This is a genomic window from Serratia marcescens subsp. marcescens ATCC 13880, from assembly GCF_017299535.1.
Classification (GTDB): Bacteria; Pseudomonadota; Gammaproteobacteria; order Enterobacterales; family Enterobacteriaceae; genus Serratia; species Serratia marcescens.
Map to the genome: position 1 here is coordinate 108,278 of NZ_CP071238.1, position 15,594 is coordinate 123,871.

A 15,594-nucleotide genomic window follows, 5' to 3' on the forward strand; every position below is an offset into this window, starting at 1 on the left:
CCCGATGGGGCAGAGGCCGCGAGGTTTAGGTTTTTTTTTGCGCCGAATTTCGCCTCAGCGCCAGGCCAGTGCGGGGCGGGGAGCGGCAGAACGCGAAGTCTAAGGATAACCGTATGAAATATGACACATTAGCCAGTGAGATTTTGGCCGGCGTCGGTGGCCGCGACAATGTGAAAAGCCTGGTGCATTGCGCTACCCGCCTGCGTTTCAAGCTGCGTGACGACAATCGCGCCAACGCGGCAGCGCTAAAGAAAAATCCGGGCGTCATCATGGTGGTGGAGAGCGGCGGCCAGTTCCAGGTGGTGGTGGGCAACCACGTGGCGGAGGTGTTCGACGCGGTCAATCGGGTCGGCGGATTGGCTGACGGTGCGTCGAACGGCAGCGATGCGGACGATAAAAAAGACAACCTGCTCAGCCGCTTTATCGATCTGGTGTCCGGCATTTTTACCCCGCTGCTCGGGGTGATGGCCGCTTCGGGGATCCTGAAAGGCTTCCTGGCGCTGAGCCTGGCCTGCGGCTGGCTGCTGGAGAGCGGCGGCTCCTTCAAAATGCTGTTCGCCGCCAGCGACTCGTTGTTCTACTTCTTCCCGATCATGCTCGGCTACACCGCCGGAAAAAAATTCGGCGGCAACCCCTTCGTCACCATGGCGATCGGCGGCGCGTTGACGCATCCGCTGATGATGGCGGCCTTCGAAGCGGCGCAGCAGCCGGGCGCGGTGCGCGAGTATTTCTTCGGCATTCCGCTGACCTTCATCAACTACAGCTCGTCGGTGATCCCGATCATCTTTGCGGCCTGGGTGTCCTGCCGCCTGGAGCCGTTGTTTAACCGGGTGATCCACAGCGCGCTGCGCAATTTCATCACGCCGCTGCTGTGCCTGGCGATCACCGTGCCGTTGACCTTCCTGCTGATCGGCCCGGCGGCAACCTGGCTCAGCCACCTGCTGGCCAACGGCTATCAAAGCATTTACGCCTTTAACCCGATCATCGCTGGCGCCTTTATGGGGGCGATGTGGCAGGTGTGCGTGATCTTCGGCCTGCATTGGGGATTGGTGCCGTTGATGATCAACAACCTGAGCGTGCTGGGGCGCGACACCATGGTGCCGCTGCTGTTGCCGGCGGTGATGGGGCAGGTCGGTGCCACGCTGGGCGTGATGCTGCGCACCCGCGACGCCAAACTGCGGGCGCTGTCCGCTTCGGCCATCGGCGCCGGGATTTTCGGCATCACCGAGCCGGCGGTGTATGGCGTCACGCTGCCGAACAAGCGTCCGTTCATCTTCGGCTGCATCGGCGGCGCGCTGGGCGGCGCGGTGATCGGCTACTTTCATACCTCGGTTTACTCGTTCGGCCTGGTGAGCGTATTCACCTTCGCGCAGATCATCCCCGGCGGCGGCATCGACGCCACGGTATGGGGCGCGATCGGCGGCACCCTGCTGTCGTTCGTGTTCGCCGCGCTGGCCAGCTACCTGTTCGGCGTCGCGCCGGCGGAAGAGACGGCGCAGCCTGAAGCCGCCGCGCCGCTTAACCGCAAACAGACCATCCTCAGCCCGATCGCCGGCGACATCGTGCCGCTGGATCAGGTGAACGACGCGACCTTCGCCAGCGGCCTGCTGGGGAAAGGGGTGGCGATCGCGCCGCAGCAGGGGCGCGTAGTGGCGCCGGTGAGCGGCAGCGTGGCGTCGCTGTTCAAAACCAAACACGCCATCGGCATCGAATCGGACGATGGCGCGGAGATTCTCATCCACGTCGGCATCGATACCGTGAAGCTCGACGGGGCGCATTTCACCGCCCACGTGCGGGAAGGCGAGCGGGTCGCCCCGGGCGATCTGCTGATCGAGTTCGACCAGGCGGCGATCCATGCCGCCGGCTATGACACCACCACGCCGATCATCATCAGCAACAGCGATGACTACGTGGACGTGTTGACCAGCGGCCTGTCTCCGGTGCAGGAACAGGCGCCGCTGCTGACTTTATTACGTTAATTGAGGAGCAAGCGATGAACGGCAAGTTTCCGCAACATTTTCTGTGGGGCGGCGCGGTAGCGGCGAACCAGGTAGAAGGCGCGTATCAGGCCGACGGCAAGGGGCTGTCGACCTCCGATCTGCAGCCGCAGGGCATCTTCGGCGCCATCACGCCGCGCGCGGCGGGCGACAGCGGCATCAAGGACGTGGCGATCGATTTCTATCATCGTTACCCGGAGGACATCGCGCTGTTCGCCGAGATGGGCTTCACCTGCCTGCGCACCTCGATCGCCTGGACGCGCATTTTCCCGCAGGGCGACGAAGAGACGCCGAACGAAGCCGGGCTGGCGTTTTACGATCGGCTGTTCGATGAGATGGCGAAATACGGCATTCAGCCGCTGATCACGCTGTCGCACTATGAAATGCCTTACGGCCTGGTGAAGCGCTACGGCGGCTGGGGCGATCGGCGCACCATCGATTTTTTCGAGCGCTACGCGCGCACCGTGTTTGAACGCTACAAGCACAAGGTCAAACACTGGCTGACCTTCAACGAGATCAACATGTCGCTGCACGCGCCTTTCACCGGCGTCGGCTTGCCGCCGGAGAGCGACAAGAGCGCCATCTATCAGGCGATCCATCATCAGCTGGTGGCCAGCGCTAAAGCGGTGAAGGCCTGCCACGAGATCGTGCCGGAGGGCAAAATCGGCAACATGCTGCTGGGCGGCATTCTGTATCCGCTGAGCTGCAAGCCGGAAGATCTGCTGGAAACCCAGCGGCAAAACCGCGACTGGCTGTTCTTCGGCGATGTGCAGGCGCGCGGCTATTACCCGGCCTATATGCAGCGCTTCTTCCGTGAAAACGGCATTCAGGTGGCGATCACCGAGGAAGATCGGCGAACGCTGCGCGAAACCATCGATTTCATCTCGTTCAGCTACTACATGAGCGGCTGCGTCACCGCCGACCCGGAGCAGTATGAGACGGCGCGCGGCAACATTCTCGATATGGTGCCGAACCCGCATCTGGCCAGCTCGGAATGGGGATGGCAAATCGACCCGATCGGGCTGCGCTACCTGCTCAACGTGCTGTACGACCGCTATCAGAAACCGCTGTTCATCGTCGAGAACGGGCTGGGCGCCAAAGACCGCGTCGAGGCCGACGGCAGCATCAACGACGACTACCGCATCAACTACCTCAATGACCACCTGGTGCAGGTGGCGGAAGCGATCGACGACGGCGTCGAGGTGATGGGTTACACCAGCTGGGGGCCGATCGATCTGGTCAGCGCTTCGAAGGCCGAAATGTCGAAGCGCTACGGCTTCATTCACGTCGACAGGGACGATGCCGGCAACGGCAGCCTCGAGCGCCGCCGCAAGAAGAGTTTCTACTGGTACCGCGATGTGATCCACAGCAACGGCGCCAGCCTGAAAGACCGACGCTAACCCTTCAGCCCGGCGGCAAGCGCCGGGCGTTAACTAACGTTATTCGCTGCTGTTCATGATGGGAAATTCTCTCCCAGGGAATGCTGTTGCCCGCAGTCAGCCGTTATGCGGAGAAATATAATAATGATGAAAAGCTTATTACCTCGTTCCATGACCCTGGCGGCGCTGGCGTTGCTCTGTAGCCAGGCGCAGGCGGAAACGCTGCAAACCGGCAAGGACGTTGAAGCCCCCACCGCCAAATGGGAAGGGGTGGCGCTCGGCTTTGAACCGCCGCAGCCCGGGCTGTTGGGGGATATGCTGGGGATCAGGCCGATCCTGGAGGATCATGGCTTCCACTATAACCTCGGCTACCTCAGCCAGCTGTCGTATAACGCCGGCGGCGGTTACAACCACGATAAACAGGCGTCGTATATCGACCAGTTTTCGCTGACCTTCAGCCAGGATTTGCAGGCGCTGACCGGCATTCCGGACGCGGCGATCGAAGGCAATATCGTCAACCGCAACCATGACAACAACCTGACCCGCGATCGGCTGCAGGATCCGCGCGTCGGCCTGACCGATCTGTCGCAGGAGAGCTTTGGCGGGCAGTCGATCACCCGGTTGGGTTGGTTGACCTTTAGCCGCTCCTTCCTCGATCGCCGGCTGCAGTGGCGCATCGGCATGATGAACAAGGTGCAGGATTTCGATCAGATTATCCCCTGCGATTTTCAGACGCTGACGCTGTGCGGCGGCAAGTCCGCTAATTCGTTGACCTGGTACAACTGGAACGTGCATTACTGGGGCACCACGCTGCAATACAAGCTGACCGACGGCCTGACGCTCAAGGGCGGCGTGATGGAACAGAACCCGAGCGCCCCCAGCCGCAGCCACGCCTGGAGCTGGTCCACCAAGGGCAGCAAAGGCTTCCTGTTGCCGATGGAGCTGGAGCTGAAAACCCACGCCGTCAACCAGCTGCCGGGGGTGTATAACCTGGGCGTGCTGTTCACTAACGCGCGCCAGAGCGATCTCTATGAAGGGGTGTCCGGCGGGCCGGGCGCCAGCGATCCGCAGGGCTATCGCAGCCACGATCGCACCTGGTTCCTGTATACCGGTTTCAACCAGCAGGTGACGCGCCATGCGGACGACGTCAACCGCGGCCTGAGCGTGTTTTACAGCCTGGGGCTGGGGGATCAGCGCAGCAACTACCTGCACTGGTCCACCTCGACCGGCATCCGCTATCGCGGGCTGTTCGATGCGCGGCCGGACGACTGGCTGGGGCTCGGCGTCTCGGTGGTGAAACTGAGCGACCGCTACAAAGACAATCAGCGTTATCTCAATCAGATGAGCGGCATCAGCGATTATCACGATCCGAATTACCGGCCGGTGCCGGGTCACTCGGTGACGGCGGAGCTCTATTATCGCGTTAACGTCACGCCGTGGCTGCAGCTGCAGCCGGGCCTGCAATACTGGCATCACCCGGCGGGCGTCAGCGAGACGCAGGACGCCTGGGTGACGGCGTTGAAAACGGTGGTGACCTTCTGATCAGGCCGCGTCGCTCTCGCGGTAGCGCCGGCGGGCGTGCTCAAACCAGCTGGCGGGCACGTTGTGCGGCGGCTGCTGCAACCTGAGCAGCCCCTGTTCAACGATATGGCTGGCCTGGCGCCACAGCGTCGGGTCGCCTTCGGTCAGCACCTCCAGCAGGCGCTGTTTCTCGATCAGGTAGGTCTGGGCGAAGTGGCTGTCGTAGTCCAGCAGCGAGCGGGTGTTATCGATAAGATCCGCCAGCTTGATGGTTTTGGCCTGCGGCGACGCGCCGGCGCTGTGGCGCCGATCGCGGTTTTTGCGCTCGAAGCGGTTGCCGTCCTCGGCGCGGCTGACGTTGGTCAACATCCGCACCAGTTCCGCCACTTTTGGCCCAAAGTGGCTGTCGATATCGCCGAGGGTGGTGGGCGTGTCTTCCACCGTGTCATGCAGCCAGGCGGCCGCCAGCATCTCTTCGGTGTGCGGCACGCTGCGCACCAGCTCCATCACCGCCTGTGGGTGGACGATGTACGGATCGTCGGTGTATTTGCGGCGCTGATCGATGGCCGCATGCGCCTTGGTGGCGTAGCGGCGCGCGCGTTCTGCAAGCGTATTCGTCATTTCCTTTCCCTCCGAGCATCCTCTGCATAAAAAAAAGGTAGCATATCTCACAAGAAATAGCTTGCGATTACATCGCGCACTATCTATATTCACAAGCATGAAAAGCACCGATACCGCACAACCCAACGCGAAGAACCTGCTGCAGCTCGATCAGCAGCTCTGTTTCGCGTTGTACTCCGCCAACCTGGCGCTGCACAAAGTCTACCGCAAGCTGTTGAATCAGCTCGAACTCACCTACCCGCAATACCTGGTGATGATGGTGCTGTGGGAGCGCGATCGGGTGACGGTATCGGACATCGGCGAGCGGCTGTTCCTCGATTCCGCCACGCTGACGCCGCTGCTGAAGCGGCTGGAAACCGCCGGTCTGCTGGTGCGCTATCGCGCCACCGCCGACGAGCGGCAGGTGATCATTGCCCTCACCGAAGCCGGCCGCGCGCTGCGTGAGCGGGCGCAATCGGTGCCCGAGGCGGTGATGTGCGCCACCGACTGCAGCCTGGACGAGATCGTCTCGCTCAAACAGCAGTTGGAAAAGCTGCGCGGCAGCCTGATCGATCAGATTTGACCCGCCGCCGCCGGACGCAAGAACGGCAGGAGTGGTCTACACTGGTTAATAAGCGTCAAAAATAAGTAGTGCGCGATTTAATCGCAAAAGATAAATATGTGACCGGCTTTACTTCGTGGAAGCCGTAGTCATCTCGCCAACCAGCAAGAAGGAATGAACGATGTCTATTGAGAAAGTGGTTTACCGCGCTCACGCCACCGCAACCGGCGGCCGCGACGGCCGTGCGACCTCCTCCGACGGCGTGTTGGACGTGAAACTGGGCGTGCCGAAAGAGATGGGCGGCGCCGGCGGCGAAGTCACCAACCCCGAGCAGCTGTTCGCCGCCGGTTACTCGGCCTGCTTCCTCGGCGCGTTGAAGTTTGTCGCGGCGAAAGAAAAGGTCAAAATCCCGGCCGAAGCCAAGATCGACGGCACCGTCGGCATCGGTGAAATCCCCAACGGTTTCGGCATCGAAGTGCAGCTGGATATCTCGCTGCCGGGCATCGAGCGCAGCGTGGCGGAAGATCTGGTGAAAAAGGCGCATGTGGTGTGCCCATACTCCAACGCCACCCGTGGAAATATCGATGTAACTCTGAACGTTAAGTAAGATTTTTGCCGATATCTGGAAAAAATGGAGGGTTTATCCCTCCATTTTCTTGCGTGCCCTGCCTGAAAATCGCTCAAAAAAACGGTAAATTTTGTCCGTTTTGTGAGAATTCTCTTGATTATTACCCGCAAAATAACGCTTATTGCCGGTTGGCTGAACCAGAAGCCGCAATCAGTGTCTGACTGAGTCAGAACCGCTACACCGTCCCCGGAGCCACCGCGTTACATGAACAAAGTTAAATCGCTATCACAGCAGAATTTATCGTTATTGTTAGCGATCTATATCGGCATCTTTCTAAACCTGTCCGTTTTCTATCGCCGTTTTGATTCGCTGGCGCACGGCATTCAGGGAATTAAGCTTATTTCGGCGGTGACGGAAGTCATCGCTATCGTCCTGTTTACGTTCTTCATCATGCGGCTGGTATCGCTCGGCGGCCGGCTGTTTTATCGCATCGTCGCCTCGCTGCTGGTGTTGATTTCGGTTGCCGCCAGCTACTACATGACGTTTTTCAACGTGGTGATCGGCTACGGCATCGTGGTGTCGGTAATGACCACCGACATCGATCTGTCGAAAGAGGTGGTCGGCCTGCACTTCGTGCTATGGATGGTGGCGCTCAGCGCCTTGCCGCTGCTGCTGATCTGGAAAAACAACCTGCGCTATACCCTGATAGAACAGCTGAAAACCCCTGGTCATCGCATCAAGCCGCTGCTGGTGTTGCTGGCGGTGGTGGCGCTGGTCTGGCTGCCGCTGCGCATGCTGGACGACGAGCAGAGCGTGCAAGAGAAGCTTTCCAACGTCGATTTGCCGAGCTACGGCGGCGTGGTGGCGCACTCGTATCTGCCGTCCAACTGGCTGTCGGCGCTGGGGCTGTTCGCCTATACCCGCTATGACGAAAGCCAGGACCAGAGCACGATGTTCGATCCGGGCAAACACTTCACTTACGTACCGCCGGCGGACATCGACGACACCTACGTGGTGTTTATCATCGGTGAGACCACGCGCTGGGATCACATGGGCATGCTGGGCTACGAGCGCGATACCACGCCGCGGCTGTCTAAAGAGAAGAATCTGGTGGCGTTCCGCGGCGAGTCGTGCGATACCGCCACCAAGCTGTCGCTGCGCTGCATGTTCGTGCGCGAAGGCGGCACCGAGGACAATCCGCAGCGCACGCTGAAAGAGCAGAACGTGTTCGCAGTGCTGAAGGATCTGGGCTTCTCGTCCGAGCTGTTCGCCATGCAGAGCGAGGTGTGGTTCTACAACAACACTGAGGTGAACAACTATTCGTTCCGCGAGATGATCGCGTCCGAGAAGCGCAACGACGGCAAGGCGGTCGACGATATGCTGCTGGTGGACGAAATGAAGGAGTCGCTGGCGCGTTATCCGAAGGGCAAGCACCTGGTGATCCTGCATACCAAAGGCTCACACTACCTGTACTCGCAGCGTTATCCGCGCAGCTATGCGCGCTATCAGCCGGAGTGCATGGGGGTGGATGACTCGTGCACCAAGGCGCAGTTGATCAACGCCTTCGACAATACGGTGCTGTATACCGACAGCTTTATCAGTAATGTGATCGATCAGGTGCGGGACAAGAAGGCCATCGTGTTCTATGCCGCCGATCACGGCGAATCGATCGGAGAGAATACGCACCTGCACGGCACGCCGCGCGAAATGGCGCCGCCGGAGCAATTCCGCGTGCCGATGATCGTGTGGGCGTCGGACAAGTTCCTCGAGAACCCGCAGCACCTCAGCGCCTTTGAGCAGTTGCAGGCGCAGCAGCGCATCGGCAAAACGCATCGCCACGTCGAGCTGTTTGACACCCTCCTTGGCTGCCTCGGATATACGTCTCCCGATGGCGGCATCGTGGACAAAAACAACTGGTGCCATCTGCCGCAGGATAAAACGGCGCCTGCCCGCCTGTAACCTCCCCCGCCGGGTGCCTGCCTTGCGCACCCGGTAATTTCACCCAATACATTCTCTTCATCAATTATTCCGGTGTGCGCATACGGTATACTTGCGCACTTCCCCTGCTAACCGGAGATTTCCATGACCCTGCGCGTGGCGTTTATCGACGATCATGACATTGTGCGTTCGGGCTTTGTGCAACTGCTGTCGCTGGAGGCCGATATTCAGGTGGTGGGCGAGTTCAGCAGCGCGGCGCAGGCGCGCGCCGGCCTGCCGGGGTTGGAAGCGGAAATCTGTATTTGCGACATTTCGATGCCGGACGGCAGCGGGCTGGATCTGCTGGCGGACATTCCTTCCGGCATCCGCGTGGTGATGCTGTCGATGCACGATAACCCGGCGCTGGTGGAAATGGCGCTGGAACGTGGCGCCAGCGGCTTTCTCTCCAAGCGCTGCAAGCCGGAAGATCTGATCACCGCGGTGCGCACCGTCGCCGGCGGCGGCGTCTACCTGATGCCGGAAATCGCGCAGCAGCTGGCGCGGGTGAGGGTCGATCCGTTGACCCGCCGCGAGCGCGAGATCGCGCTATTGCTGGCGCAGGGCCAGGAGGTGCGTGAGATCGCCGCCGCCTTGGGGCTGTCGCCGAAAACGGTGCATGTGCACCGCGCCAACCTGTTCGCCAAGCTGGGCATCAACAACAACGTCGAGCTGGCCAGACGGATGCTGAACCTGTGACGCAGCGCCTGATCACCCAGCTGGCGCTGTTTTTCATCTACGCCGCCAGCGCGTTTTGCCTGTGGGGCATCGGCACCGCGCTGATCGACCCCCCCTGGCAGGCGCTGCTGCTGTTTCCGTTCGGCCTGCGCATGGGCATTTTGCTGCAGAGCCCGTACCGTTTCTGGCCGGGGATCCTGCTGGCCGACCTGCTGCTGATGGCATTGCTGGCGGATCAGTTCGGCTACGGCCCGGCGCTGTGGGCGTCGGTGGCGGTGCTGGTGTTGACGGTGCTGCTCAGCCTGCTGGCCTCGCCGTGGCTGTTGCGCCATCAGCAGAGCGACAGCGAATGGCGCTGGCCGCTGTTGCAGGGCGCGGTGGTCGCCATCGCCGCCTTGCTGCAGGCGCTGGTATGGCAACTGGTGAGCGGCGAAGGCGCCCGCGCGCTGTTGCTCGGCCTGACCGGCGGTTTCACCATCGCGCCAACCTGCCTGCTGTTGTGGCACTATCTGGCGCGCCAAATCTGGGTGCCGCTGGAGCCGGGGCTGATCCACAAGCCGGTGGAGCTGCGTCTGGGCCACCTGGCCAGCTATCTGTTGCTGTTTGCGTTCAGCATCTGGCTGCAGCAGCAGGTTAACGCCGCCGAGCTGCGCCGTTTCGCGCCGTTCTGCCTGGCGATCCCTATCGTGTTCATGTCTTATCGCTATGGCTGGCAGGGCGCGCTGTTGGCGACGCTGCTCAACGGCGTGGCGCTGATGGTCAACGAGCCGCCGCAGCCGGAGTCGCACCGCGATCTGCTGCTGTCGCTGCTGGCCCAAAGCCTGACCGGGCTGCTGCTGGGCGCCGGCATTCAGCGCCAGCGCGAACTGAATCAACAGCTGCGGCTGCGGCTGGCGGAGAATCGGCAGCTGGCGCGGGCGCTGGTGACGGCGGAGGAGCAAACCCGGCGCGAGGTGGCGCGCGAGCTGCACGATGAAGTAGGGCAGACCATCACCGTGATCCGCACCCAGGCCAGCATCGTCAAACGTCTGGCGCCGGAACCGGCGGTGATCGGCTGCGCCGACACCATCGATGCGTTGGCGCTGCGGGTCTATGACGGGGTGCACGATGTGCTGACCCAGCTGTGGCCGGCGGCGCTGAACAACCTGCCGCTGTCAGCGGCGGTGGCGGCGATGCTGCGGGAGTCGCTGCCGCAGGACGCGTCGCTGGTGAGCAGCCTGCAGTGGCAGGTGCCGGACGAGCTGCTGGATGAAACGCTGAAAATTACGCTGTACCGGGTGTGTCAGGAAGGGGTGACCAATGTGTGCCGCCACGCCGGCGCCAGCCGCCTGGAGCTGGATGCGCGCCTGCAGCCGCGCAAAGGCGCCGCGCCGCAGATCGCCCTGACCATCCGCGACAACGGCGTGGGCTTCGATGCGGAAAACCATCAACCGGGATACGGCCTGCGCGGCATGCAGGAGCGCATCAGCGCCCTCGGCGGCAGCCTGCGGTTCACCGCTGAACGGGGCGCCTGTTTGAGTGTGATCTTGCCCACAGTTTCACCGGCGCAAACGCAAAACTAGGAAAAACTCCTAACCGCGTCGGGAATCCGGCGTAAGCCGCCCGCGCGCGCGAGGAGCATCATAGCGGCACTTTAATTCAACCCTCTGAGGTTCCACATGTGGTCTTTCCTTAAAAGCCGCCCGGATGCGCCGCAGGTCACCGATCAACGGCAGATCGACGCCAGCTACAAATACTGGCGCATCCAGCTGATGTGCACCATGTATATCGGCTACGCCGCGTTTTACTTCACGCGCAAAAGCTTCAACTTCATCATGCCGGCGATGCTGAGCGATCTGGGTCTGACGATGTCCGACGTCGGCATCCTCGGCACGCTGTTCTACATCACTTACGGCTGCTCGAAATTCATTTCCGGCATGATCAGCGATCGCTCCAACCCGCGTTACTTTATGGGGCTGGGCCTGATCATGACCGGGGTGCTGAATATCTTCTTCGGCCTCAGCTCATCGTTGCTGATGCTGGGCACGCTGTGGATCCTCAACGCCTTCTTCCAGGGCTGGGGCTGGCCGCCGTGCTCAAAAATCCTCACCAGCTGGTATTCGCGCTCCGAGCGCGGCAGCTGGTGGGCGATCTGGAACACCTCGCACAACGTCGGCGGCGCGCTGATCCCGCTGCTGGTGGGCTTTATCTCGCTGCACTTCAGCTGGCGTTACGGCATGATCATTCCCGGCATCATCGGCGTGGTGCTCGGCCTGCTGATGTGCTGGCGCCTGCGCGACAAGCCATCCACCCTGGGGCTGCCGAGCGTTGGCAAATGGCGCAACGACGCCATGGAGCTGGTGCAGGAATCGGAAGGCCAGGGGCTGAGCAACCGCGAGATCATCAAACGCTACGTGCTGACCAACAAGTACATCTGGCTGCTGGCGGTCTCTTACGTGCTGGTGTACATCGTGCGCACCGCGATCAACGACTGGGGCAACCTCTACCTGACGCAGGAAAAGGGCTATTCGCTGATGACCGCCAACTCGGCCATCTCACTGTTTGAAGTGGGCGGCTTCATCGGTTCACTGGTGGCCGGCTGGGGTTCCGACAAGCTGTTCCGCGGCAACCGCGGCCCGATGAACCTGATCTTCGCCATCGGTATCTTCCTGTCGGTGGCGGCGCTGTGGCTGATGCCGGGCGTGACCTACCTGCTGCAGGCCTGCTGTTTCTTCGCCATCGGCTTCTTTATCTTCGGCCCGCAGATGCTGATCGGCATGGCGGCGGCGGAGTGCTCGCACAAGGATGCGGCGGGCGCGGCGACCGGTTTCGTCGGCCTGTTCGCCTATCTGGGCGCGGCGCTGTCCGGCTACCCGATTGCACGGGTGATGGAGATTTGGCATTGGAACGGCTTCTTCGTGGTGATTTCCATCGCCGCCTGCCTGTCGGCGCTGTTCCTGCTGCCATTCCTGCGCGCGCAGACGCCGGCGCTGAAACCGGCCAACGCCTGAGTAAAATACGCTGCGCAACCCCGGCGCAGCGCATTATGGCGCTTTTATCACCACTTGAAATGCAGGGGAAAAAAAGTGATTGACGCCTATAACCGCCAGCAGTAAGATGCGCCCCGCATCGGCGAGTAGCGCAGCTTGGTAGCGCAACTGGTTTGGGACCAGTGGGTCGGAGGTTCGAATCCTCTCTCGCCGACCACCATTCGAAAAACCTGCTTTTTAAAGCAGGTTTTTTTTCGCCTGCAGTTTATGAGGATGAGTACCTCCGCAGGAGGTTCGAGCCTCGCGAAGCGAGACAACGTTGCTTTAGCAACGGCCCGCAGGGCGCGCATCAACGATGCGCGTAATCCTCTCTCGCCGACCACCATTCGAAAAACCTGCTTTTTAAAGCAGGTTTTTTTTCGCCCGTCGTTTAGGCGGCTTTGCCTACGACGAAGTCAAAATGGATTTCGTCATAGGGGAAAATCACGCCTTGTTCACCTCTATCGACGATGCCACAGCCTAACAGCGACTGCAGATCGGTATGCACCGCTTTCACATCGCGCTTCACTCGGCGCGCTATTTCCCGAATGGAAAGTTCGCCGGCGCCGGTCATGGTATGCAAGATATGCATTTTCTTGGGTGATAAGGTTTTCCACAGACTCTCCCAATCCAGGAATGTGATGTATTGCCCTTGAGCGCTTTGATGACCTGTTGTGGCTTCCTTCAGTGCAAGTTTCATTTCTTCGACTGAAGCGACCCGAATAGTGACTGTGTTCATCATGACTCCTCTGTAAGCTGCATAACCTCGCGCCAGAAACTGTCGAGCAAGGCATCAATGGTCGTGAAATTAAGCGGCTCTTCTTTTCCATCGATATGTTTGTGATCGCCTTTACCCGCTTCATTGTCATAGCGCAGTCGACAAATGCCGTCTTTTCCATAAGCAAATCGGTATTTATAACAGTGGCCGCTGGCCCTGACGGGCGGCACCACCCGCCAAATGACGAGCTGCGCAAATGCTGCAGGTGCCAGAGGTATCCTGTCTTGGTAGATTAGCTGCGAAGGCATGCTCTTTCCTTAAGTGTTGTTCACATTACCAACACAGCCAGGGTGTTGTCAATAATGACAACACCCTGGCTGAAGAGTGTGGTGCAATACTGATAAATATTTATCTTTCCTTAATAGAAAATTCACTATCCTTATTTGTCATGCTTTCTTTTATTTATATGAAAATAAATTCACGCTTGCTGAATAAAACCCAGTTGATAGCGCTCTTGTTTTTGCGCCTTTTTTATTTATAGTCTGAATGTACGCGGTGGGAATGATTATTTCGCCACGTGGAAAGACGCTGTTGTTATTTATTGATTTTAACCTTCGCGGATTATTGCGGAATTTTTTCGCTTCGGCAATGCATCGCGACGATTAACTCTTTTATGTTTATCCTCTCGGAATAAAGGAATCAGTTATGCGCAAATTTAATAAACCGCTGTTGGCGCTGTTGATTGGCAGCACGCTGTGTTCCGCGGCGCAGGCCGCCGCGCCGGGCAAGCCGACCATCGCCTGGGGCAACACCAAGTTCGCCATCGTTGAAGTTGACCAGGCGGCTACCGCTTATAATAATTTGGTGAAGGTAAAAAATTCCGCCGATGTTTCCGTCTCCTGGAATTTATGGAATGGCGACGCGGGCACGACGGCCAAGATTTTATTAAATGGTAAAGAGGCGTGGAGTGGTCCTTCAACCGGATCTTCCGGTACGGCGAATTTTAAAGTGAATAAAGGCGGCCGTTATCAAATGCAGGTGGCATTGTGCAATGCCGACGGCTGCACCGCCAGTGACGCCACCGAAATTGTGGTGGCCGACACCGACGGCAGCCATTTGCCGCCGTTGAAAGAGCCGCTGCTGGAAAAGAATAAACCGTATAAACAGAACTCCGGCAAAGTGGTCGGTTCTTATTTCGTCGAGTGGGGCGTTTACGGGCGCAATTTCACCGTCGACAAGATCCCGGCGCAAAACCTGACCCACCTGCTGTACGGCTTTATCCCGATCTGCGGCGGCAATGGCATCAACGACAGCCTGAAAGAGATTGAAGGCAGCTTCCAGGCGTTGCAGCGCTCCTGCCAAGGCCGCGAGGACTTCAAAGTCTCGATCCACGATCCGTTCGCCGCGCTGCAAAAAGCGCAGAAGGGCGTGACCGCCTGGGATGACCCCTACAAGGGCAACTTCGGCCAGCTGATGGCGCTGAAGCAGGCGCATCCTGACCTGAAAATCCTGCCGTCGATCGGCGGCTGGACGCTGTCCGACCCGTTCTTCTTCATGGGCGACAAGGTGAAGCGCGATCGCTTCGTCGGTTCGGTGAAAGAGTTCCTGCAGACCTGGAAGTTCTTCGACGGCGTGGATATCGACTGGGAGTTCCCGGGCGGCAAAGGCGCCAACCCTAACCTGGGCAGCCCGCAAGACGGGGAAACCTATGTGCTGCTGATGAAGGAGCTGCGGGCGATGCTGGATCAGCTGTCGGCGGAAACCGGCCGCAAGTATGAGCTGACCTCCGCCATCAGCGCCGGTAAGGACAAGATCGACAAGGTGGCTTACAACGTTGCGCAGAACTCGATGGATCACATCTTCCTGATGAGCTACGACTTCTATGGCGCCTTCGATCTGAAGAACCTGGGGCATCAGACCGCGCTGAATGCGCCGGCCTGGAAACCGGACACCGCCTACACCACGGTGAACGGCGTGAATGCGCTGCTGACGCAGGGCGTCAAGCCGGGCAAAATCGTCGTCGGCACCGCCATGTATGGCCGCGGCTGGACCGGGGTGAACGGCTACCAGAACAACATTCCGTTCACCGGTACCGCCACCGGGCCGGTTAAAGGCACCTGGGAGAACGGCATCGTGGACTACCGCCAAATCGCCAGCCAGTTCATGAGCGGCGAGTGGCAGTATACCTACGACGCCACGGCGGAAGCGCCTTACGTGTTCAAACCTTCCACCGGCGATCTGATCACCTTCGACGATGCCCGCTCGGTGCAGGCTAAAGGCAAGTACGTGCTGGATAAACAGCTGGGCGGCCTGTTCTCCTGGGAGATCGACGCGGACAACGGCGATATTCTCAACAGCATGAACGCCAGCCTGGGCAACAGCGCCGGCGCTCAATAATCGGTTGCAGTGCGTTGCCGGGGGATATCCTTTTGCCCCCGGTTTTTTCACCGCCGAAAGTTTTTTTACGCCGCACAGATTGTGGGCCTGCCCGGAGCAAAACGCGCTCATCGGACTCACCCTTTTGGGTAATCCTTCAGCATTTCCTCCTGTCTTTAACGGCGATCACAAAAATAACCGTTCAGATATTCA

General features: G+C 59.8%; 13 protein-coding genes, 1 tRNA gene and 1 other RNA gene. 12 read left to right on the top strand and 3 right to left on the bottom strand.

The genetic code is table 11. The features are described 5' to 3' along the window. Positions 1–113: 113 nt before the first annotated feature. The 3 genes from bglF to J0F90_RS00520 all read left to right on the top strand — a co-directional run bounded on the left by bglF (position 114) and on the right by J0F90_RS00520 (position 4,918). On the top strand, positions 114–1,979 hold the full coding sequence (bglF, locus tag J0F90_RS00510; protein ID WP_033639037.1) for a PTS beta-glucoside transporter subunit IIABC: 1,866 nt from the start codon (positions 114–116) through the stop codon (positions 1,977–1,979). A gap of 14 nt (positions 1,980–1,993) precedes the next feature. Further along, positions 1,994–3,397, top strand: coding sequence for a glycoside hydrolase family 1 protein (locus tag J0F90_RS00515; protein WP_033639036.1), 1,404 nt, complete (start codon positions 1,994–1,996; stop codon positions 3,395–3,397). A 150-nt stretch (positions 3,398–3,547) separates the two neighbouring features. Further along, positions 3,548–4,918: a carbohydrate porin gene (locus tag J0F90_RS00520; RefSeq protein WP_369803993.1), complete on the top strand. Its 1,371-nt coding sequence runs from the start codon at positions 3,548–3,550 to the stop codon at positions 4,916–4,918. On the opposite strand, the gene J0F90_RS00525 is transcribed toward J0F90_RS00520, so the two are convergent. Next, positions 4,919–5,518, bottom strand: coding sequence for an HD domain-containing protein (locus tag J0F90_RS00525; RefSeq protein ID WP_016929535.1), 600 nt, complete (start codon positions 5,516–5,518; stop codon positions 4,919–4,921). Positions 5,519–5,615: 97 nt separating this feature from the next. Between J0F90_RS00525 and J0F90_RS00530 the strand changes: the two genes are divergently transcribed. The 8 genes from J0F90_RS00530 to J0F90_RS00565 all read left to right on the top strand — a co-directional run bounded on the left by J0F90_RS00530 (position 5,616) and on the right by J0F90_RS00565 (position 12,630). After that, the gene (locus J0F90_RS00530; RefSeq protein ID WP_016929534.1) at positions 5,616–6,080 is read left to right on the top strand and encodes a MarR family winged helix-turn-helix transcriptional regulator; all 465 of its coding nucleotides are present in this window, start codon (positions 5,616–5,618) and stop codon (positions 6,078–6,080) included. A gap of 160 nt (positions 6,081–6,240) precedes the next feature. After that, positions 6,241–6,666, top strand: a complete 426-nt coding sequence (locus J0F90_RS00535; protein WP_004934114.1) for an organic hydroperoxide resistance protein — start codon at positions 6,241–6,243, stop codon at positions 6,664–6,666. 225 nt (positions 6,667–6,891) lie between these two features. Continuing rightward, a complete protein-coding gene (eptB, locus tag J0F90_RS00540) occupies positions 6,892–8,586 on the top strand; it encodes a kdo(2)-lipid A phosphoethanolamine 7''-transferase (protein WP_016929532.1) in 1,695 nt (564 codons plus the stop codon). Positions 8,587–8,709: 123 nt separating this feature from the next. Beyond that, on the top strand, positions 8,710–9,300 hold the full coding sequence (gene uhpA / locus J0F90_RS00545; RefSeq protein ID WP_004934117.1) for a response regulator transcription factor UhpA: 591 nt from the start codon (positions 8,710–8,712) through the stop codon (positions 9,298–9,300). Further along, positions 9,297–10,841 (top strand): signal transduction histidine-protein kinase/phosphatase UhpB, encoded by a 1,545-nt coding sequence (uhpB, locus tag J0F90_RS00550; protein WP_033639035.1) that lies wholly within the window; start codon positions 9,297–9,299, stop codon positions 10,839–10,841. The genes uhpA and uhpB overlap by 4 nt, the downstream gene beginning before the upstream one ends. A 96-nt stretch (positions 10,842–10,937) precedes the next feature. Then, on the top strand, positions 10,938–12,269 hold the full coding sequence (uhpC, locus tag J0F90_RS00555) for an MFS transporter (protein WP_004934121.1): 1,332 nt from the start codon (positions 10,938–10,940) through the stop codon (positions 12,267–12,269). A 119-nt stretch (positions 12,270–12,388) separates the two neighbouring features. After that, positions 12,389–12,465: transfer RNA gene (locus J0F90_RS00560), tRNA-Pro, on the top strand. 36 nt (positions 12,466–12,501) lie between these two features. Beyond that, positions 12,502–12,630, top strand: a non-coding RNA gene (locus tag J0F90_RS00565) — RtT sRNA. A 48-nt stretch (positions 12,631–12,678) separates the two neighbouring features. Here J0F90_RS00565 and J0F90_RS00570 read toward each other — a convergent pair. Continuing rightward, positions 12,679–13,029 (bottom strand): HVO_A0114 family putative DNA-binding protein, encoded by a 351-nt coding sequence (locus J0F90_RS00570; RefSeq protein WP_016929530.1) that lies wholly within the window; start codon positions 13,027–13,029, stop codon positions 12,679–12,681. After that, positions 13,026–13,313, bottom strand: coding sequence for a toxin-antitoxin system TumE family protein (locus tag J0F90_RS00575; RefSeq protein WP_033639034.1), 288 nt, complete (start codon positions 13,311–13,313; stop codon positions 13,026–13,028). Before J0F90_RS00575 ends, J0F90_RS00570 begins: the two co-directional genes overlap by 4 nt. 397 nt (positions 13,314–13,710) lie before the next feature. Here J0F90_RS00575 and chiA point away from each other — a divergent pair, with 397 nt between their 5' ends. Continuing rightward, the gene (gene chiA / locus J0F90_RS00580; protein WP_033639033.1) at positions 13,711–15,402 is read left to right on the top strand and encodes a chitinase ChiA; all 1,692 of its coding nucleotides are present in this window, start codon (positions 13,711–13,713) and stop codon (positions 15,400–15,402) included. The last annotated feature ends 192 nt before the right edge of the window (positions 15,403–15,594 follow it).